The organism is Nocardia sp. CA-119907, assembly GCF_050955995.1.
In the GTDB taxonomy this organism is placed as follows: Bacteria; Actinomycetota; Actinomycetes; order Mycobacteriales; family Mycobacteriaceae; genus Nocardia.
On record NZ_CP192091.1, the window covers coordinates 5,264,957 to 5,284,324 of the forward strand.

General features: G+C 61.7%; 19 protein-coding genes. 9 read left to right on the forward strand and 10 right to left on the reverse strand.

Features of this window, described 5'->3' with window-relative positions; all coding sequences use genetic code 11:
- Positions 1–66 precede the first annotated feature (66 nt).
- The 3 genes from ACQP2D_RS23100 (at position 67) to ACQP2D_RS23110 (ending at position 2,300) form a co-directional block, all read left to right on the forward strand.
- Positions 67–909 (forward strand): hypothetical protein, encoded by an 843-nt coding sequence (locus tag ACQP2D_RS23100; protein ID WP_433677993.1) that lies wholly within the window; start codon positions 67–69, stop codon positions 907–909.
- 92 nt (positions 910–1,001) lie between these two features.
- Entirely contained in the window at positions 1,002–1,739 is a 738-nt protein-coding gene (locus ACQP2D_RS23105; RefSeq protein WP_433677994.1) for a DUF2786 domain-containing protein, read from the forward strand.
- 126 nt (positions 1,740–1,865) lie between these two features.
- Positions 1,866–2,300 (forward strand): hypothetical protein, encoded by a 435-nt coding sequence (locus tag ACQP2D_RS23110; protein WP_433677995.1) that lies wholly within the window; start codon positions 1,866–1,868, stop codon positions 2,298–2,300.
- Between the two features lie 70 nt (positions 2,301–2,370).
- Here the strand turns inward: ACQP2D_RS23110 and ACQP2D_RS23115 are convergent, their stop codons facing one another.
- A complete protein-coding gene (locus ACQP2D_RS23115; protein WP_433677996.1) occupies positions 2,371–3,123 on the reverse strand; it encodes a phosphohydrolase in 753 nt (250 codons plus the stop codon).
- Between the two features lie 233 nt (positions 3,124–3,356).
- Here ACQP2D_RS23115 and ACQP2D_RS23120 point away from each other — a divergent pair, with 233 nt between their 5' ends.
- The 3 genes from ACQP2D_RS23120 to ACQP2D_RS23130 all read left to right on the forward strand — a co-directional run bounded on the left by ACQP2D_RS23120 (position 3,357) and on the right by ACQP2D_RS23130 (position 5,600).
- Complete coding sequence (locus tag ACQP2D_RS23120) at positions 3,357–3,791, forward strand: hypothetical protein (RefSeq protein ID WP_433677997.1); 435 nt, start codon at positions 3,357–3,359, stop codon at positions 3,789–3,791.
- The gene (locus ACQP2D_RS23125) at positions 3,788–4,477 is read left to right on the forward strand and encodes a hypothetical protein (protein WP_433677998.1); all 690 of its coding nucleotides are present in this window, start codon (positions 3,788–3,790) and stop codon (positions 4,475–4,477) included. Before ACQP2D_RS23120 ends, ACQP2D_RS23125 begins: the two co-directional genes overlap by 4 nt.
- 610 nt (positions 4,478–5,087) lie before the next feature.
- Positions 5,088–5,600 (forward strand): hypothetical protein, encoded by a 513-nt coding sequence (locus ACQP2D_RS23130; protein ID WP_433677999.1) that lies wholly within the window; start codon positions 5,088–5,090, stop codon positions 5,598–5,600.
- Positions 5,601–5,806: 206 nt separating this feature from the next.
- Here the strand turns inward: ACQP2D_RS23130 and ACQP2D_RS23135 are convergent, their stop codons facing one another.
- Entirely contained in the window at positions 5,807–6,316 is a 510-nt protein-coding gene (locus ACQP2D_RS23135; RefSeq protein ID WP_433678000.1) for a hypothetical protein, read from the reverse strand.
- Between the two features lie 516 nt (positions 6,317–6,832).
- Between ACQP2D_RS23135 and ACQP2D_RS23140 the strand changes: the two genes are divergently transcribed.
- From ACQP2D_RS23140 to ACQP2D_RS23150, 3 genes are all read left to right on the forward strand, one after another.
- A complete protein-coding gene (locus ACQP2D_RS23140; RefSeq protein WP_433678001.1) occupies positions 6,833–7,234 on the forward strand; it encodes a hypothetical protein in 402 nt (133 codons plus the stop codon).
- 20 nt (positions 7,235–7,254) lie between these two features.
- Positions 7,255–7,527, forward strand: coding sequence for a hypothetical protein (locus tag ACQP2D_RS23145; RefSeq protein ID WP_433678002.1), 273 nt, complete (start codon positions 7,255–7,257; stop codon positions 7,525–7,527).
- Between the two features lie 929 nt (positions 7,528–8,456).
- On the forward strand, positions 8,457–9,098 hold the full coding sequence (locus ACQP2D_RS23150) for an Lrp/AsnC family transcriptional regulator (protein WP_433678003.1): 642 nt from the start codon (positions 8,457–8,459) through the stop codon (positions 9,096–9,098).
- 119 nt (positions 9,099–9,217) lie between these two features.
- Here ACQP2D_RS23150 and ACQP2D_RS23155 read toward each other — a convergent pair whose 3' ends face one another.
- From ACQP2D_RS23155 to ACQP2D_RS23190, 8 genes are all read right to left on the reverse strand, one after another.
- The gene (locus tag ACQP2D_RS23155) at positions 9,218–10,177 is read right to left on the reverse strand and encodes a dihydrodipicolinate synthase family protein (protein ID WP_433678004.1); all 960 of its coding nucleotides are present in this window, start codon (positions 10,175–10,177) and stop codon (positions 9,218–9,220) included.
- Positions 10,178–10,221: 44 nt separating this feature from the next.
- The gene (locus ACQP2D_RS23160; RefSeq protein WP_433678005.1) at positions 10,222–11,022 is read right to left on the reverse strand and encodes an SDR family NAD(P)-dependent oxidoreductase; all 801 of its coding nucleotides are present in this window, start codon (positions 11,020–11,022) and stop codon (positions 10,222–10,224) included.
- Positions 11,019–12,023 carry a glycerate kinase family protein gene (locus tag ACQP2D_RS23165; protein ID WP_433678006.1) on the reverse strand — a complete coding sequence of 335 codons (1,005 nt, stop codon included), beginning with the start codon at positions 12,021–12,023 and terminating at the stop codon, positions 11,019–11,021. Before ACQP2D_RS23165 ends, ACQP2D_RS23160 begins: the two co-directional genes overlap by 4 nt.
- A gap of 148 nt (positions 12,024–12,171) precedes the next feature.
- On the reverse strand, positions 12,172–13,686 hold the full coding sequence (locus tag ACQP2D_RS23170) for an aldehyde dehydrogenase family protein (protein ID WP_433678007.1): 1,515 nt from the start codon (positions 13,684–13,686) through the stop codon (positions 12,172–12,174).
- Between the two features lie 29 nt (positions 13,687–13,715).
- Complete coding sequence (gene betA, locus ACQP2D_RS23175; RefSeq protein ID WP_433678008.1) at positions 13,716–15,422, reverse strand: choline dehydrogenase; 1,707 nt, start codon at positions 15,420–15,422, stop codon at positions 13,716–13,718.
- Between the two features lie 32 nt (positions 15,423–15,454).
- Positions 15,455–15,952 (reverse strand): MaoC family dehydratase, encoded by a 498-nt coding sequence (locus tag ACQP2D_RS23180; RefSeq protein ID WP_433678009.1) that lies wholly within the window; start codon positions 15,950–15,952, stop codon positions 15,455–15,457.
- A complete protein-coding gene (locus ACQP2D_RS23185) occupies positions 15,949–17,202 on the reverse strand; it encodes a CaiB/BaiF CoA transferase family protein (RefSeq protein WP_433678010.1) in 1,254 nt (417 codons plus the stop codon). Before ACQP2D_RS23185 ends, ACQP2D_RS23180 begins: the two co-directional genes overlap by 4 nt.
- 701 nt (positions 17,203–17,903) lie before the next feature.
- Positions 17,904–19,340: an APC family permease gene (locus ACQP2D_RS23190; RefSeq protein ID WP_433678011.1), complete on the reverse strand. Its 1,437-nt coding sequence runs from the start codon at positions 19,338–19,340 to the stop codon at positions 17,904–17,906.
- Positions 19,341–19,368 lie beyond the last annotated feature (28 nt).

A 19,368-nucleotide genomic window follows, 5' to 3' on the forward strand; every position in this document is an offset into this window, starting at 1 on the left:
GAATATTTCTGTCTTTTCGTTTCTGTGGCCATTGATGTGGCCGCAGTAGTTCAACTGGGAGAATTCATGTCCACTCGCAAGAGCACCCGCACGCGCAACACCAGACCGGCCAAGGCCGCGCCGAGCAAGGCTCAGCCCAATCAGGCCGAGCCCCGCAAGGCCGACCCTGCACCGGAACCGGTGCAGGGCAAGCAGAATCCGTTCTGCGGCACGTGCGGTTCCCGGATCGCGCCAGAGGAGAACGACCCATTCCTGGGATCGGCTCTGGTGTATGACGATCCGGGATACGCGAATCTGTTGGGTGCGATGTTCCTGTGTGGCTGGCAGTACCAGACCTTACAGAAGGTCATCGACGGCCGACCCGCCGTCACCGTCGTCGGGACACCCGTCGACGCTGACGGCAAAGCGCTGCGCAACCGCAAGATCGTCACCGCGACATGGCATCACCGCACCGACATCGGATGGGTGCAGGTCGCCGAGCTGTGCGGCTACAGCCGCCCGGACGGCACCGGATTCCAGAACCGCACCGCAGAGCAGCTGACCGCCTACGTCGGTCGCAACCTCGCCGAATGGGTGCTCGCACCCATCGACGAGGAGGAAGCTGCGCCCCAGCCTGCCAGCAAGGGCAAGCGGAGCACCGGCAAGACCAGCGCGAAAGCGCAGGCCAAGCCCACACCGAAGGAGGGCACCGAGAACAAGCCGGAGACGGCGGCCCCGGAACCCACCATCGACCCGGAATCCAAAGGGCTGCCCAGCGGTTCGACACCCCCACCGCAGGACGAACCTGCCCCCGACACCGATCGAGAGCAGGAATCGGCGGAACCCGATCCCAGCGACAGTGGCCTCGACACCGAGGACGCCGCCGCAGGCGTGGAGGAAGAAGTGATCGACGAGGGCGCAGCCGCCTGACAACCGGCTGTGCCGGTCGAAGTCCGGTTGAGGCGTCGCTTACACACCTCAACCGGACTCACCTATCCAACCATCTCCGGGAGAGGAAACCTATGGAATCCGAACAGGATTCGATATCCACCGAGAAGATCATGCGGCGAGTGCGGGGCCTTTTCGCCAAGGCGGACGGCACTGACAACCCAGCCGAGGCCGACACGTTCCGGGCGAAAGCCTACGAACTGCTGGCCAAACACAACCTCGATGAAATGCGAGTACGAGCCTCCGGGCAGCAGAATGCGCAGTCGGCGCGCGACAACCAGATCATCGTCGTACGTTTCGACATCCCGATCCGGTACCGGGAACAACGCATCCTGTTGCTCGCCGCGGCCACCAACGCGCTGCACAACCGCGGCGTCGACTGCGGTGCGGGTGTGCAGCGGATCATTGGTGTGCGCCGCAACGTCGAACGAGCACGGTTCCTCTACAGCTTGCTGATGCCGCAAATGCTGTCTGCGACAAGCAAGTACGTGCCAGATGACCCGTTCGACCACGCCGCTGTCGTTCGTGAGCGCCAGTCGTTCATGGGCGGGTTCGCGGGCATGGTCCATCAGCGTCTCGCTGAGGCGGAGGCTAACGCGATCCGCGATGCGGGCACGTCGGTGGAACTGGCGATCCGTCAGGACGAGGAACGCACTCAGGCCGCGTTCAACAAGAAGTGGCCGAAAACGGTCAAACGCTCTGTCGCGCATCGCAATAGCGGTGCTGGATTCGATGCGGGCGTCCGCAGCGCCAACGCAGCCGATGTGGGACACACCCGAGTCGGCGGCGGCAAGAAGGCCCTCGACTCCTAAACCGACCAGGCCCCAGCCACCACCAGGTGGCTGGGGCTTCGCCATACCAGGCGGCGGGCACCTCGTCCGTCGCGAAACAGCCTGCGGCACAGCGTCGCAGGCACCCAGGAAGGAACAAGCACGCAAATGAGTGAACAACGCACCCCGTGCCGCGAAAGCATCGAGCTGCGGTGCGCGAGATGTGGTGAAGTCGTCTCGTGTGATGGCCACGGCTTCTCGTCCATCATCGCCGAACTGGTGGCCGACGACGGTCTCGGGTTCGCAGCACTGATCTCGGCGCTGCTGCTGTCGGGCTGGGAGATCAACATCAGCCAGCTGGTGGTCGACAGCAACCCACGCGTCATCCTGTTCGGCACCCCAGTCAACGCCTACGGGCGGCCCCGCCTGGACAAGCGGGATGTGACCGGGATCTGGGAACGCAGGCCCGGAGGTTGGGTCGCCGGTAACAGGATGACCGGCCACCAGGCGATCGGCGGTGGACTGTTCACCCCCGCCACCGCGAACGAACTCGCCAAGCTGGTGATCGCCAGCCCGGCCAGCTGGGTCCGCATCCCACGCTGACCCGAGTGACGAGGTGACCAGAGAGCGCCGACCCTGCTGGCACGGGTCGGCGCTCTCGCCGTCTCACCGGCTACTCCGGGAACGCGGCGGCGGTGATCAGCAGCTCGAATCCCCATGATGCCAACCATGCCGTCCTACCTCCCGGCACGGCGGCCTTCTCAGCTTGAATCGCCTGGACCGCAGCATGTTTGAACCCCAGCCGGGGGTGCAGCGACAGCAACTCCCGCACCCAGGTGGGATCGAGTTCCGACAAGCGCGCACCGAACAAATCCAGACTCGTTCCGGCTGCGACGAACCCGGCAGGATCCGACAGGTCGCTGCTCACACCGAGGGTCATATGCCCGGCCACCGCCGCCCCGAGATCCTGCGCCCGCTCCGGTGTCTCACCGGCCGCCAGCGCGATCGCGATAGCGCGGCGAGCTCCGACGACGGCGAAACAGCAACCGGGCGTGGGATGTTCGAGCGCCAGATCGTGCAGCAGACACGACACGTAGGCCAGTTCGTCGTCGTAATCCGCCCCGTCGACGGCCGCGAGTACGCGAGCGAACCAATATGTGCGATAGGAGTGCTCGAGCAGCGTCGGCGACAACACCGCGCGGGCCTCGCGTTCAGCTTCGCGCACGAGCTCGGTATCGGGTAGCCGTGCATCGGCCAGCTCAAATTGTGCGGTGCCGTGGTAGCCGGTCCGTGCCCGCAACGCGTCGATAACCAGACCAGGCAGCATGGCGAGCATCACCCCGGTCAGCTGACGACGCTGCGCGCTGGTCAGGTTCCCGCCGGTGTTCTGCGCCCACGCCCAGTCGAGCCCCGCTGGAGCAGCCATGCACGCCTCCTCGAGGTAGCAGGCGAGCTCGCGCGCTCGCAGGTCTGAAGGCCACGAATCGGCTGGAGAGCCGGACTCCTCCGGCGATCACTGCCGCCACATCGAGCGGCGATTTCGACTCCTGCTGCACCGCAGCAGGTTCCGCGAACACCCTGTTCGCGGGCTGGATCCCGGCCAGCTAGCACCTGGCCGGGCACCGGATTTGGTTCACCACATCTACGGGAGACACAACAATGAGTGAGCCCTGCATCGTGGGCAGACTCGGCGGTACGAAAGCCACCGGTGTCTATATCCACGTCGACGGCACACCACAGGCGATGCTGCCGCGCCTCGGGCAACTTGTGGCCCGCGATGGCATCGAGACCGTCCTGGCCACCCTTGCGCGACAGCGCTACGGGTGGGCGTATCTGTGGCCCGAACTCGATGAGGGCGACGCCGAAACAAACCTCTACCGGCCCTTGCACAAGGGCCGGGTGATCGAGGGCTACGGCTTCTCCTACACCATCGGACCACGCATGCACGGCTACAACCTCGACGATGCTCGCACGCATCCGCTGATCGGATGGGCCTACTTCATCGACCCGGCAGGCGGAGACATCCACTGGTGGGACACCCGACCAGCCGCACCCGACACCTGCCACGTCGCGACTGTTTGGGGACGCGCATGAGCGTCGACGAATTACCCGAGGGGGTGTGGCGGCGAGACCGGATCGAACACGGCTGGCGGTACTGGGGAAGCGGATACCGCCGCTACAGCGAACCGGATGCCTTCCGCGCCAACCTCGACACTGTGATCCGTGAAATGACCTGGCACCCAGCCGCGAGCACGACTCTGCCGCTGTGGCCGGGCCTCGGTCTGCAAGAGATCCGTCGACAGGGCAAGTTCCAGTTCGTCGCAGGTCTCGGAATCAGTGAGACACCCCTGGAATACCCCGAGGACACCGACCTGACGGCCTACCTCAAGCAGGGCATCGACCCACAGTGGTCGACCTACTCGATGCTGGGAATCAAAGAGTTGACCCGCGAAGGATGGAAGCTGTCCTACTTCCTGGATCGGGGAATCGAGATCGGCGGTGTCGCTTTCGATCTCATATACGAAACAAGACCCGAGGGCCTGAGCCTGTTGTGCGCGCTGGACCGGCACGACGAATGTCCCGGATCGGTACGGCCACGCAGGTGGATGCTGATCGCCAAAGCGACACCGTGCACGTGCGACTGCGGATGCCAGGAGCGATCACGGAGGCGGGGCACCAGTGATCGCACCGATCAGGCTACCGATGAACTCGATGATCTGAAGCCAGATGACAAGGCTGGGACCATAACTCACGAAACACCTCCGGAAGCGGAGCAGTAAGAGCAAGAGAACGACAGAACCCCCGACGATGGCGAGGGGTGGAAAGGGCAAGCCGTCGGGGGTCCTGCCGTACGAAACGTCAGCAGCGGAAGGGGATTTCGGCACACTACTGGCGCGAAACCGACGCTAGCTGTCCACAATCGGCCTGCGCAAGAAGGGCCTGTCGAGCTCGGCAATTGTGTCATCGCGCCCCGTCGCCCCTACGACGCTGACGTTCTACACCCCCGGCGAGGCAGTCGCCAGGGCCAGATACCGGCTTCGATAGCGCGGCGCCTGAGCCAGTAGCTGACCGCAGCTCGGCGCAGTTGCATCCTTAGATTGTCGGGGTCGACACCCTCGTCGATGAGGGCCTGGCGCTCCTCGTAGTCCATGCAAGGTTCGACGCCGCTTCTCAGGGGGTGCATTGAGGACCTGTGGGTCGGAGAGAAGAGATCGTGCAGTTCAGTGGCATTCGCGGTGACTGTAGCTGATCACGACAGGTGTGGTGCAGGCGTCGGGTGTGATGGTGGCGAGGCGGCGATCCAGCTCGGGGTTCCGGACTGGCAGGATCGCGTATTCAACTGTCGAAAGTTCGTCATTCCAACCGAGTTCGCGAGTTAACCTGTGCCGCATGGCGTTTGAGCTTGCTCCGGCAGTGTTCGGGTTAGCAGGAACACTCGTGGGTGGCGGAGTCACCTTTGCGGCGAACTGGCTGACTGCACGGAACCAGCACAGGATAGCTGTCGCATCCCGATCCGATGCCCTGCGCGATCGGCAACATGCTGCCCATCTCGGATACCTCGCCGCTGCAGACAAGATCGTCGGCGGCTGCCGGCTCATTCTCGTGCTCGAACGTCGCGACCAAGCGCAAGCTCTCGAGCAACATCGTGATGCGGTCATGCAGATGTGGTCCCAGCTGCTGGATCCGAGGGCCGCTGCCCAGCTTGCTGGACCGCCTGAGCTGATGCCTGTAATGGGCGAGTTCCACTCGGCTTTGGCGCAACTGCACGACTTCGTCGAGGACTTTTGCCGACTGCGAAGCTCAGCGACAGCGGACTGCCGAGGCGAGGCAGATCTGCTGTGGGAAAAGGCGCTGGAGAAGCGCTCGGCGTATATCGCCGCAGCTCAAGGATCGCTGAACTAGCTGCGAAAGCAGTGATCGCCCGAAAAACAACGTCAATGGCTGGACCAGCGGTGATGGTGTTGTTGGTATGGTCCACGATGATGCCGCGGAGGCCCGCCCCGCAGTCGGCGACGCAAGGAATTATTTGTCGAAGAGGTGAGCGTATCCGCCGCTGCGCGTGGCGGAACGGGCGTGCCGCATTCCCGATCCCCCGACCGTCTGGTCAGTCAGCAGGTAATGACGTGCGCGCGGACGAGCGCTCGTCGTGCGGCGCTGATCAAGGCAGCGGTGGCGCCATGGGTGAGATGGCCTGCGCGCCAGGCGATGACGTGGCCTGGGCGGACCAGCAGGGCGCCGTTGTCGCTGAGGCCGCAGGCGGCAGCTGGGCGTGTTGACGGGCGGGCGGTTGCGTAACGAGGCAGCGGGTACCTCGAGAAAGGTGGCGCGCGGATCGATTTCCCGTGCGACTGGTGTCCAGGTGCGCCCCTCTGCCCGGTGAGCAGAAGGTAGCGGCCGTCGCGGACTAGGTTTGGTGTCGAGATGCCGTCGTCGAGCGGCAGGTGTGGGAAGTCGGGTGCCGGGCTCGCCGTGCCAGTGGCCGGGCTCGTCGGCCTCCGAGAGTGTCGAGACTGTGGGGTCGGCTGCGGGTATGCGGTAGCAGTAGCCGATGGCCACCGTGGCTTCACTGAGCAGCGCCCCTCTACGTTGAACCTGCATTTATGATCTTGACGTACCACGTCCAGCGCCCTCGTAACTGGTGTCGTTCAACCTCGCGTACCGACGCTCGACCGAGATGCCGGCACCGCATTTCATTCGCCAGACAAATTCTGTCACGAACATACTTCGGCGCAATACGGATCGAATAGGCCATTTGACGAACTTTCTTCGCCACCCGTTGACTCTGCACCGAGTAATGCTCAAATGTTGCTGTTAGTAAGTAGGAAACGTCAGACGCAGGGCTGATGGGTCGTAAAGTTAACGGAGGATCTACTGATCCTCGCCATATCGGAAGCCATACCACGAACAACGACATGTCGGGAGGCAACGATTGTGAATAGGTAACTAGCGTGAGTCTGCCTACCTATTTGGCTGGCTCTATTGCGTCGAAAGCTGATCGAGAGCATGCGGGGATATTCCCGTCGCGCCGGTCGTTCCACTGCTTCCGTACTGCTCAGGATCAGCATTCGATAGCCACCTTTCGTGGGGGGGCGGCGAACGAATCCCATCCTTGAACGGAACTCCTAGGAAGCACGATGAACATCTCGATCCGGGCGATCGCGACCACCGCCATCCTGGTCACAGGAATCGGTTCGCTGGCCGACGATGCTCTCGGCACGGCCGCCAGTTGCGTTCCAGGGCGCCACTGTCGGCGCTGTCGTGCCGCCGATCGTCTTCCTGGCGTCAGGCCCGCTGGATGCATCGTCGATATCAGTCCCGGCTCCCTTGTTGGCGCCGGCGCGCTCGATGCCACCGTCGAAATCGACAGTGCGGTGCAGATGTTCAACACTCTGGCCGCCAATGGCAAAGCCGCTGCGCTCGCACCGGCCGCCTGCTACCGAACCTGGACCAGCGTGGCTGCGCAATTGGCGATGTTTAGCCATCAGCATTCTACTGCCTCTTGCTTTGCCGCCATTGCCCGTAGTACCTCACGATAACGCAAGAATAGAGATCAATCATGTATGCTCACGAAATCGATATCAATAAAGCTGGCTTCCATGCGGCTATGGAGGCTCTGATGATGGACGATCCTCACCCCGACGACGGTTTTCAAGATTGTCCATCGCACTGGCTGCAACGGGCACTCTACGCGTATGAATGGGCAAAGCGGACCTTTCTTACTCAGGATCTGGGGTTCACGCTGTACCAAGAGCTTCCACGGCCCGGCGAAGCTCGTGAGGCGGTGCTCCTTCATGAGGTTACGCAGCAAGAGAAGCGGGCACTGCGATGACTACGCGGAATTGCTCAGTGTGTAACATCCGCATGTTTACAGAGTTTGACTACAGAAACGGCAATCATCATGAGTGTGAGAAGCACGTCACCAAGCTAACTTCCGAAGACTTAGAGGCTCTGGTTCCGTGGCTGAATCCGCTCTCGTGCCGTGGCGCCCACCCAAGATCAGAAATTGCGGGTTCTTAAGCGCTGGACCAACGATGCACTGCAGTAGTGCAATTCCGCATTACCTGGCCCTCGGCCGAGTGAGAACGCGGTCACCCGATTCCGGATGGAATCGTCTCCAGATGAGAGTGTCCGACACTCTCGTCGTCCCAACAACGGCGTCGGCGTGTTCACAACGGTGTGAACTTGGAGATGATTCCGGTGGGCGACTGAGGACTTCGACGTAGCAGCATGCGTGTGCCGCCAATCGCCGTCGCCGCCTGCCCCGATGTGCCCCAGGAAGGCTGATGACCGCCTCCAAAGGGCGGCATCGCGCCTGCGGTGTTGCGCGATCCGCAAACCAATTAGATCGCTTCAGAGCTGCGCTGCGACGTTCGCACCAGCTGATGTTCCGATCATCAGGTCCGCTTGGGTTACTTCGATCCGACGTCGGCCAGTCCGGCAACGACACCTGTTGCCCAGGCAATACCATTCAGGCCACCACCGTCAAGCACGGAGGCGTAGCTCTCCGTCACAGCTACGTCTTTCACCATCGAGTATCACAAATTTCGACGCTTTCACCTTCGTTCCCGCCCTGAGCAAATCGACGAACATACTCTTCGAACGAGTCGGAGCAGGAAGGTCCACCGCTAAAATTCCCTGGGACACCCGGCGACGCGTCTACGTACCCCCTGTCCATTTCGCATGACACCGCTTGGCCGTTGCGAATAATTCGGTCGCTGGTTGAATCCCACTATTGAGACAACTAGACTCGACTGGAAGATGCTCACTGAGCACATCGAGGCGCTACAAGTGCCGAATTTTGTTCGAACCGAGGAGTGGGTCATGACGGGCGATGCGGAGCATGCCGAACTGGATGCCATCGATGAACGGATCGTGTGGGAATTGACCCGAGACGCTCGGACATCCAACCGCCAACTGTCGGAAATACTTGGAATCGCTCAGTCGACCTGTCTGATGCGAATCCGCAATCTCCATCAGCGTGGAGTGATCAAGTCCTATCACGCCCACCCCGACTGGGCAGCTCTGGGACTGCCGCTGCAGGCAATGGTCTCGGTTCGTCTCAAAGCGCAAGCGCGGCATGAGGTTTCCGCGTACGCGCGCCGCGTCATCCGGCTTCCGGCGGTTCTTGATGTCTTCCATGTCGGTGGAACGCACGATTTCCTGATCCATGTCGCCTGTCCTTCCTCTGCGAAGCTTCGGGACTTCGTCGCACACGAGTTGGCGATGGACAGCTCGGTAGACGGAATCGAAACCAACATCGTTTTCGATCACCTCAACGGATTTGAAAACATGAACGCTACTGGTAGCTGGGTGCATATGGAGGTGATCCCGAAACATTTGCGGTTCCAACATATCTCCGGCGATGGCCCGAAGAAACGGACTCACCGCACCGGGAGCTGATGCTCAGAGGACCACGGAAAGAAGGGGCCGTGGCGTGTATTCGATGGCAGTGATCAACTGCGTTCGAAATGCTTCGTTCACCTCAGCAACAGCTCGACGGCTTGCGTCATCGGTTAGCATCACAGCAGTCCGGCTACGGTCATCGCGGCCTTTACAGCGGCCCGCTCAGAGTCCTGCAATGGCAGTAGAGGCGGCCGGACTGTGGTCTCGTCGATGAGACCCAGCAGGCGCAGGCCTTCTTTTATCCGGGCTCGGGAGTTGCGGACTGGCGCTCCGAACAGGACTTCGGCCAGTGGTTGCATGCGATCTCGACTCAGTGTCTCGGCGCGCTCGAAATCTTTGGATGCGACTGCGCCGAACACCTGGCAGGTGAGTTCGGCTGCCAGCCCCGCGTAGCCTAGCAGCGCGCCGTCGGCCCCGAGGACGAACGACTCGTACATGAAGTTGTCGCAGCCGGACAGAAAGGCGATGTTCGGTGCTGCTGAGCGGAGAGCGTCACGTGAGGCTACGTAGGACGCGGCGTCGAACGACGCCTCTTTGAGGGCAACGAGATTGTCGATAGTTGCGATGCGTGCGATCACCTCCGGTTCGAAGACGACGCCACCCAACGACGCCGTGAGGTTGAACCCGATCAGAGGAATGTCGCATTCGCTCAGCGATGCAAAGTACTGGTAGACGAGCTCGGACGGCAGTGGCTTGCCATTGAAAGCAGGGATGCCGAACACCAGCAGCGCATCGGCGCCGGCAGTTCGGAGTGCAGAGGCGATTTCGACTGCCTGCTGGGTGTGCGAGGCAATAAGTCCGGACGCGACAAGGATCGCCTCGCCCACTTCGGACTTGACGGACTCGATCACTCGTATACGTTCCTCGAGCGACAGATGGGCCCCTTCACCGGTGTCGGCGTTGACGGTGACACCGGTGACGCCTTGGTCGACCAACCACCGGGCATAGCGTCCAAGGCCCTGGTAGTCGGGCTCGAATCCCTTCGTCATGGGCAGCGCCATGGAGGCGTTGACACCAACGAAGGCGTCGATACTGCGAACACTGGCATTACTGGCGTTCGGTGTCGCTGATTTCATGGATTCCCCTGATGTTGTTCCGTGGTTTGGAATTGGAGTTGGCTTCACCAACTCGACCACCCCCCGTCGACGACGAGTAGCTGGCCGGTGATGTAGTCCGATGCTGGCGAGGCCAGGAACACGAACGCCCCGGCGATGTCGTGTGGTGTGCCGAGCCGACCTAATGGGATTCGCTTGATCAGTCGTGCTCGCTGCGCGGTCTCGGTCTCGAGCCACTGGCGATTCATCTCCGTGGCGATATAGCCAGGAGCGATTGCGTTCGCTCGGATTCCGTACTGTCCGAGGTCGACGGCGAGGCTTTGCGTGTACTGCCGAACGGCCCCTTTCGTGGCTGCATAAGCGGCACGATTCTCGAGCCCCAGCAAAGAGCCCAGGGACCCGACGTTGATGATCTTCGCCGAATTCCTGCCGACCATGTGCGGCAGCAATGCCTGAGTCACGGCGTAGAGGCCGCGGACGTTGACCTTCCACAGGTCTTCCAGATCCTCGACAGTGGCATCGAGTGAGTGGCCGCGACGGATGATGCCTGCGGCGTTCACGAGGATGTCGACCCCGCCGCGTTGGCTAACCGTAGCGACCAAATCTTGGACGCTGCTGTCGCTGGTCACGTCCACGACGATCATGTGGGCAACACCGCCTGAGGCTGCGATCGAGTTGGCGGTGCGCTCCAGCTCCTCAGCGCTGATGTCCACGGCGACGACTTCGGCACCGGCGGCGGCGAGTGCACATGCAGCGGCGCGGCCGATCCCGCGCGCTGCTCCTGTGACCACCGCGCGGCGGCCGCTGAGATCGAAGTTGGTGCTGTCCTGCCTTGGCTGCGAGGGAGGTCGTTCGCGGGTACTCACCTGATGGCACCGCCGTCGGTGACCGATTCGGATTGGGCCGTGGCCATAATCTCGGCGCCAGCCGCCTGCATCTCGTGTTCATTGCGCGCCAGCCTCAGGGAGGAAATTCCCATTGCATGCGTGCGTTCGCTGTCGTACAACGTCGATCCGGCAACGATGTGCACTGGCTTTCCCGCCAGGTGCGCCCTTGTGATGACCTCTTGGACCAGCTTTCCGTCGAGAGTTTGCGCATCGAAGCAACCCTCACCAGTTATCACCGCCGTCGCCGATGCCAGGCGGGCATCAAAATTCACCAGATCCAATATGGTTTGGGCACCGGGCACCAGTTGCGCGTTGTATCGAGCCCATAGACCACCAGCGAGCCCGCCGCCTGCTCCGGTCAGCGGAATTCCCCGTGGATCTCGCGGAAGGTTGTCGGCGAAGTTCTCCAGTCGACGAACTAGCCGCTCCACTGTGGGGCGGTCGGCGCCCTTTTGCGGGGCAAAGATGCGTGCTGCGTTCACAAATGTCGTTCGAACGTCACACAGAAGTTTGAGGGTGACCTCGCCGAGCCCGCCTGACTCGTCGATAGCGGCGATCGCACCAGCGCCGCCGTCGGTCGAGGCCGTGCCGCCGACCCCGAGGAGGATTGTTCGCGCCCCCGCAGCCTTCGCGGCCACGATGAGCTCGCCGGTGCCGCGAGAGGTCGCCCGCTCCGCATCTCGTTCGTCGGGCGCGAGCAGCGTCAATCCCGACGCCGATGCAGCCTCGATAACGGCGGTCTCGCGGTCTGTCCAACCGAGAACTCCGCTGCACGGGCGCTCGAGTGGGTCATGGACGTCCACAGCGGACGTCCAGCCGCGGGTGGCGCTGACAAGGGTCTCCACGGTTCCCTCGCCTCCGTCGGCGACTGGACAGATGTCTGCAGCGACACCGGCCCCGAGGCCGATGGCAACTGCGACTTCGCGCGATGAGTAGGTTCCCTTGAACGAGTCCGGGGCTATGAGCACGTGGTTTCTCATGACCGATCCCTCAGGTCAGCCGACACGTGAGCGACGTCGGTAACCGCAGCCCTGAGGTTCGCGCGGTCTATTCGATGCGGCGAGCAGCATGAGTGTGTCGCGCCGGAGCAACAATTCCAGGTGCGGCGCGAGTGGGTCGCTACGCAGGTCACGCTGCACCCGCCCGGATAACGCAGCTCTTCAGCTCGGTGAACTCCTCCAGACCGGCTCTGCCGACCTCGCGCCCGTATCCGGAATCTTTGGTGCCGCCGAAGGTCATCTGGGGTGCGCTGTCGATCGTCGTGTTGATCCATACGGTTCCCGAGCGCAGCTCGCGTTTGAATCGCATCATGCTGTCAAGGTTGTTCGTCCAGACCGAGTTGCCCAGACCGTAGTTGGTGTCGTTTGCAAGCTTGATGGCCTCATCGGTGCCGGTGAAGCGGACAGCGCACAGCACCGGACCGAACACCTCTTCCTGGTATATCCGCATTGTGGGCGTGACACTGTCGATGACGGTGGGGGCCACGAACGTTCCCGTCAGCCCGTCGGGCCGCAGCCGCGTCCCGCCTGTCAGGATCGTGCCTCCTTCGGCGCGTGCCTGGTCGATATGCCCGATCACTTTTTGTGCATGGGTCTCATGGATCAGAGCGCCGATATCTGCGTCTTCGCTGAAGCCCACGACAAGCTTCGCCGTCCTTTCAACGACCTCGGCAAGGAACGCATCGGCGATGGAGTGCTCGACGAGAAGCCGCGATCCCGCGACACAGCATTCGCCTGTGTTGAAGAAGGCTGCGCGCAGTGCTCCGTCGACGGCCGCGCCCAGATCCGCGTCCACGCAAACGATGTTGGCGCCCTTGCCGCCGAGTTCGAGGGCCACCCTCTTCAGCTGAACTGCTGCCATGGCCGCGATCCGTTTTCCGGTCGCGGTGGATCCGGTGAAGGATACGAAGTCCACGCCCGGATGCTCGACGATTCCTCGACCGACTACGTCGCCAAGGCCGGTGACCACGTTGAGTACGCCGTGTGGGATCCCCACTGTGGCTGCCAGGCGTGTGATTTCCACTGACGAACCGGATGTGTACTCGGAAGGCTTGATCACCGTCGTGCAGCCGGCCGCCAACGCGTATGCGGCTTTCTCGGCATAGCTGAGTGCCGGAAAGTTCCATGGCGCGATGAGCCCCACCACTCCGACGGGCTCGCGTGCGATCAGACCGAGATAGGCCTCGCCGAGGTTCGTGTACTGGTCGCCGTGTACCTCGTGTGCGAGTGCCGCGGCATACTCGAAGTGCGCGATGGCTCCGTCGACGTCCTCTCTCGCCAGGTTCAGGGGTTTGCCCACTTCTTCGGCGTCGATCGCGGCGAGTTGCTCTCGATGATCGCCGATCGCCCCGGCCAATGCGAGTAGAAGCCGGGATCGGTCGGCGCCCGATCGCCTGGACCAGCGACCGTCATCGAACGCCTGTCTTGCGGCACCGACAGCCGCGTCGACATCTTCTGCGGTACCGGCGGCGAAGCTCGCGACGTGCTGGTCGGTTGCTGGATTCGACCGTTCGATAACCTCAGCAGAGCGGCGTTCCTGCCCACCGATGATGTGGCCGTAGGTACGAACACTGTTCGACATTGTCACGTATTCCCTTGCTGCTTTGACGGATTCGCCAGATGCGGACTCAGCCGGTGCCCGCATACTGGCTTGCTGATGGCGTTTTGCGGTCGTCAATCGGAGAGGCCGGGTACTTCGGCCTGATCGGACGAGGACCTGTAGAACTCCTGCTCGAGCGGTTGGAGTGGCGTGTTTCCAAGGATCAGGTCCGCAGCTTTCTCTGCGAGCATCACAACGGGGGCGTAGATGTTGCCGTTCGTGATGTGGGGCATCGACGATGCGTCGACCACTCGAAGGCCGTCGATGCCCCACACGCGTAACGTGCTCGGGTCGAGAACAGAAGCGCTATCGGTCCCCATCTTGGCGGTGCACGAGGGATGCAGCCCGGTCTCTGCTTCACGGCGCACCCAGTCGAGGATCTGCTCGTCGGACTGGACCGAGGGACCGGGTGACAGTTCTCCTGCGTTGAACGCATCGAAGGCGGGCTGGGTGAGGATGTGCCGCGCGACCCGGATCGACTGGACCCACTCGTGCCGATCCTGCTCGGTCGAGAGGTAGTTGAAGACCATTGACGGATGTTGGCGCGGATCAGAGGACTTGATCTTCAAGCTTCCGCGGGCATCGGAGTACATCGGTCCGATGTGTCCCTGATATCCGTGGCCCGGGTGTGCGGTGCCGTCCACCCTGATCGCGAGCGGAAGCATGTGAAACATCAGATTGGGGTACTCGATGGTTTCGTCGCTGCGGATGAAACCGCCGCACTCGAAGTGGTTGGTCGCCGCTGGACCGGTGTGGGTGAGCAGCCATTGGAGCCCGATCTTGGGTCGGTTGCGCCACTTCAACGCGGGAGCCAAGGTGACCGGCTGCTTGCATGCGTACTGCACATAGGTCTCGAGGTGGTCTTGAAGATTCTCGCCGACTCCAGGCAGATCGTGGATCGGGGCTACTCCCACTGCGTGGAGCTCTCTCGCGTTGCCGATGCCCGACAGCTGCAGCAACTGCGGGGAGTTGATTGCTCCGCCGGACAGAATGATCTCCTCGCCGAAGGCCGTGTGGGCACGGCCGAGCCGGCTGTAGGAAACCCCAACGGCTCGCTTGCCGCGCATGATGACACCGGTCACCAGTGCCTGGGTACGGACATGGAGGTTCGGGCGTCGTTTGACCGGATGTAGGTAGGCTCGTGCGGCGCTGAGCCTGCGCCCGCGATAGATGTTGCGGTCGAAGGTCGAGAAGCCTTCCTGCCGGTATCCGTTCACATCGTCGGTGAGCGAGTACCCCGCCTGTTGCACTGCCTCGAACATCGCGTCGAAGAGTGGGTTCTTGGCCGGGCCGCGCTCGATTTTCAGCGGCCCGGCGTCGCCACGCCACTCGTCGCCGCTGTCGATGGCGTTCTCCATGCGTTTGAAATAGGGAAGGCAGTGGGCGAAGTCCCACTTCTCCATCCCAGGGTCGGCGCCCCATCGTTCGTAGTCGAGCGGGTTGCCTCGCTGGAAGTTCATCGCATTGATCGAGCTCGACCCACCGAGAACCTTCCCCCGGGGGTGGGAGATTCGGCGCCCATGCATGTGCGGTTCAGGGTCGGACTCGTACTTCCAGTCGTAGAGTCGCTTCCCGATAGTGAATTGGAACGCTCCAGGCATGTGAATGTAGAGATCCCACGGGTAATCGGAGCGGCCCGCCTCCAGCAGCAGGACCCGAGTGGACGGATCCTCTGACAACCTGTTGGCCAGGACGCAGCCGGCGGCGCCGCCGCCCACGATGATGAAGTCGAAAACTTCGCCCGCACGGCGGCTGCCGCGGTGGCCTGGATTAGTGCTCATCGATCCTCGGAACTAGTTCTGTGGAAAACGGCTCACGCAGGGGTGATCGCGCAGCGTTTCTGGACGATCAGGACGTGGTGGTCGTAGACGACGCATATTCCGTCCTGATTGATCGCATTGACCTCGAGTTCGAGAAGCCCCCATTCGTGGTTCTTCTCGCGGCATTTTACGATCTCGATTTCTGCGTGGATCGTGTCTCCGCTATAGACCGGAGCGATGTATCGGACCTTCTCGTGGCCGTAGTTCATCGAAGGGCCCATGTATTTGGGCAGTTCCTCGGTGATGAAACCGTCGACCAGACTCAAGATCAACAGACCGTGCGCGCAGACTCCCTTGAGCACCGGGTGGTTCTTGCAGTACTCCTCGTCACTGTGGTTGGGGTGATCAGCGCCAGTCGCGCCGACATGCAGGCGGATATCGGCGTCGGTGACCGTGCGCCCGCGGCTCACGAATCGCTGTCCCACCGCGTAGTCCTCGTAGTAGAAGGGTTCTCGTCGCGTCGGGTCGACTGTCACGATGTTCTTGGTCATGCCTTCAAATAGCCTTTCTTGATCAGTGCGTCGATTGATTCCGGGATGTAGCCGAGCTCGACGAGCACCTCACGCGAGTGCTCACCCAGCCGTGGCGGTATCCGCTTCACCGCCGCAACGCCCGAGCTGAAGCGAATCGGGTGGCCGACGACGCGGACATGTCCAGCGTCGGGGTGCTCGAACTCCTCGAACGCGTCGAGGCTGGCAGCAACTGGGTCGCTGTCCAAGTCGGCGTAGGTGTGGACGGGCGCGCACCACACGTCGTGCCCACGCAGCAGTTCGATGAGCTCATCGCGCCGATAGCCGGCCAGCAACGGACTCAGCGCGTCGTAGATCTCATCGCGGTGTGAGAAGGCAAGAGACGGATCGAGGAACGGTTCGAGTTGAGCAGGCAAGCCCAACGCCTGGCTGATCTTGGCGATCGGGTTGATCGACAGCGCGACATAACCGTCCTCGACCTTGTAGAAGCCGTATGGGGCCTCGTGGTATGTGGTCGCGAGGCCACTCCGTGGACGGTTCAGCTTCGCTCCGTTGAGGTGATACGCGTACACCTCGGCTTGAAGGTCGAGCGATGCCTGCAACATGGTGACCTCCACCTCTTGGCCCCTCCCGGTGCGGGACCTTTCGTGTAGGGCGGCCAGAATTCCGAGTGCGAGCAGTGTTGCTGCGTGCTGGTCAGCGACAACGGCGCCCGACGCGATCGGGGGGCCCTCGGAGCCGGTGACCGAGGCAAGCCCTGAGATGGACTGGACCAGAAGGTCCTGCCCTGGGAGATGCCGGTGTGGCGATTTGGATCCGTACCCGGAGGCGGTCGCATAAATGAGGCCTTCGTTGTTCTGGCGCAACGTCTCGAAGTCGAGCCCGAGGCGGTCCATCACCCCGGGGCGAAAGTTTGAAACTACGACGTCGGCATTGGCGCAGAGCTCGGCGGCAATCTTCTTGCCCTCTGCGCTCTTGAGGTCGAGCGCGATGCTGCGAATGTTCCGGCTACTCATCAAAAAGAGAATGCTCTCGCCGTTGAGGTAATGATCGGCGCCTGACCACCTGCGCTCGTGGGGCCCGTTGTGCGGCTCCTCGATCTTGATCACATCGGCGCCCATGTCGCCGAGGTACTGCACTGTGGCCGGGCCCACCAGAAAAGTGGTGAATGCCACCACTCGCAGTCCGCTGAGCAGTCCGAGAGAGTTTTCGTGACCAGCCGGAGAATCGCTCCGGTTCTCCTCCTGTGAAAGTCGCTCCGACTTTGTCATATATTTATCCTTTCGGTCTTGGAGTAGCCTGTTCGTTCATAACGACCCCTCCGGACTGGCTTCAAAGTTCCACTTCCAAAAGCCCTATCTCGGGATTTAGTCGGACAGATCCGAACCGGTTCGATCTCTACCTCACGAAGGGCGCAATCCGCACCTTGGAATCCGTTGTCGCGATCTATGTACAAGGATCGTTGCGATCCGTGACAAACAATACGGAAGCGGAGCAGGAATAAGATCTCTGTCCGAATTTAATTTTTTTCAAGCGCCCCATGTCGTCGTGATAGGTGCGCCGATGTGCCGCTCTTTAGTATTGCTACCGAAGATGATTCGGCCGCGGTAAGGAAAGTGGTCAACTACGGCAGCGCGGGCGCGTTTTCGTGCGCAGTGCGGCCGCCTGGAGCGGCGGCCGCACTGCGCCCCCTCATCTGCCTCGACTGCCAGTGAGCATTGGTCACCCGCTATGACACCTGCGGCAATTGCTCAGGTCGAGGAAGGAAGCCGTCGGCAACAAATGGGTGGAGAATGCTCGGCCGAGACGCCGCCGCAGGCCACCTGGAATCCGTTCTCCTCATTACCAGCGGGCGAGCAGGTCCCAACTATCGGTTGTGGCCCTTGTCGAGGACGATCGAAGGTCCGTCAATTCCATGGAGGTTGGGACTGAACCGTTGTCCGCTCACTCACATGTGAGCGGGTGCATGGTCTCATCCTGCCGACGATGCAAATCGGTCGAAGCTCGCGCGATCTTTGCGTCGAAGACGTGCGCCGTAGGCCAACATGGCAATCACTACTACAAGCAGCAGCCAAGGCAGGTTGTTGACATATCCCACGGATGTGGTTCCGATGAGATCCCAATTGGCGAGCGTCAGAACCACGCCTGTCGTCATGCCTGCGGCACCGAGAGCTGGTGCGATGACAGTTGTCCACCAATTGCGCTCCGGCCGTCTCCAGAAGTATGCGATCGCGGCGATGCACACGACCGCCTGCAACGAGATGATTCCCACCGTCGCCAGGCCGACGGTCGCCACCCCGATGACGAGGTAAGGATCCAGCCCACTCAGAAAGCCCGCAGTCAGGATCGCGGCCGCAAAGACGACGAGTACTGCGCTCGCCACGTATGGCGAGGCGTGTTTTGAATGCACCCTGCCCAGTTGGCTCGGAAGCAATTTATCTCGGCTCAACGAGTAGACATACCGTGCAGCTGCATTGAGTGTACTCATCGCGCAGGCCATGAAGCTGATGAGAAACAGGAGTTCCATGATGGTCTCACCACCCGAGCCCAGCTGATCGTGCATCGTCGCGAAGACAAATCGGGCTGGATCCTGTTCGGCCACAGACTGCGCAGACGATCCACCGTTGCCCGCAATGAGAGACCACGACGCGAGGATCAGAAAAATCGAGACAAGTCCGACAGCCGCGAATGTTGCGCGGGGCACGGTCTTCAAAGGATCCTTCGCTTCGCGATAATATATTGCAGTCGCTTCGAAACCCATGAACGAGGAAGCTGCGAACGCGAATGCAATGCCGGGAGCACCGCTGAAGACATTCGATGGGTTGAAGACATCGAGAGAAAAAGCGCCGAAGCCATTGCGAACGAGGATAGTAGCATCGAGCGTGAGGACGAGAAGAATTTCGATCGTGAAGACGACAGTCAGAATACGGGCATTGAGCTCGACACCTCGCCGACCCGTAAAACCGATCAAAACAATCACCACTGCCGCCCACACCGGCGCCGGCACCGACCAGTCGAAGACGGATTCGAATATCGAGGTAGCGAAGCCGGACGTGATTCCTGCAATACCGACCAGAATGAGGCAGTAACATGTTGCAGCAATCGCTGCAGCAGCCATGCCGACCCACGGCCCGAGCCCTAACGTTATGTACGCATAGAATGCGCCCGGCTTGTTGACGTGACGACTCATCTTCGTGTAACCGATGGCAAAGAACAGCAACACCAAGGACGTGGCCACATACATTCCCGGTGCGCCCACTCCAACGCCCAAGATGACAAGAGGAACGGCACTGACAACTGCGGCAAGAGGTGCGACCGCCGCCAGTACCAAATATGTAAGATTGAATGCAGAAAGCTGGTCACCTTTGAGATCGGAACGAGCTTCTGGCGTCATTTCTGATGTCGCCAATGTAGCAACCTTTTCGGGAATCGGGCCG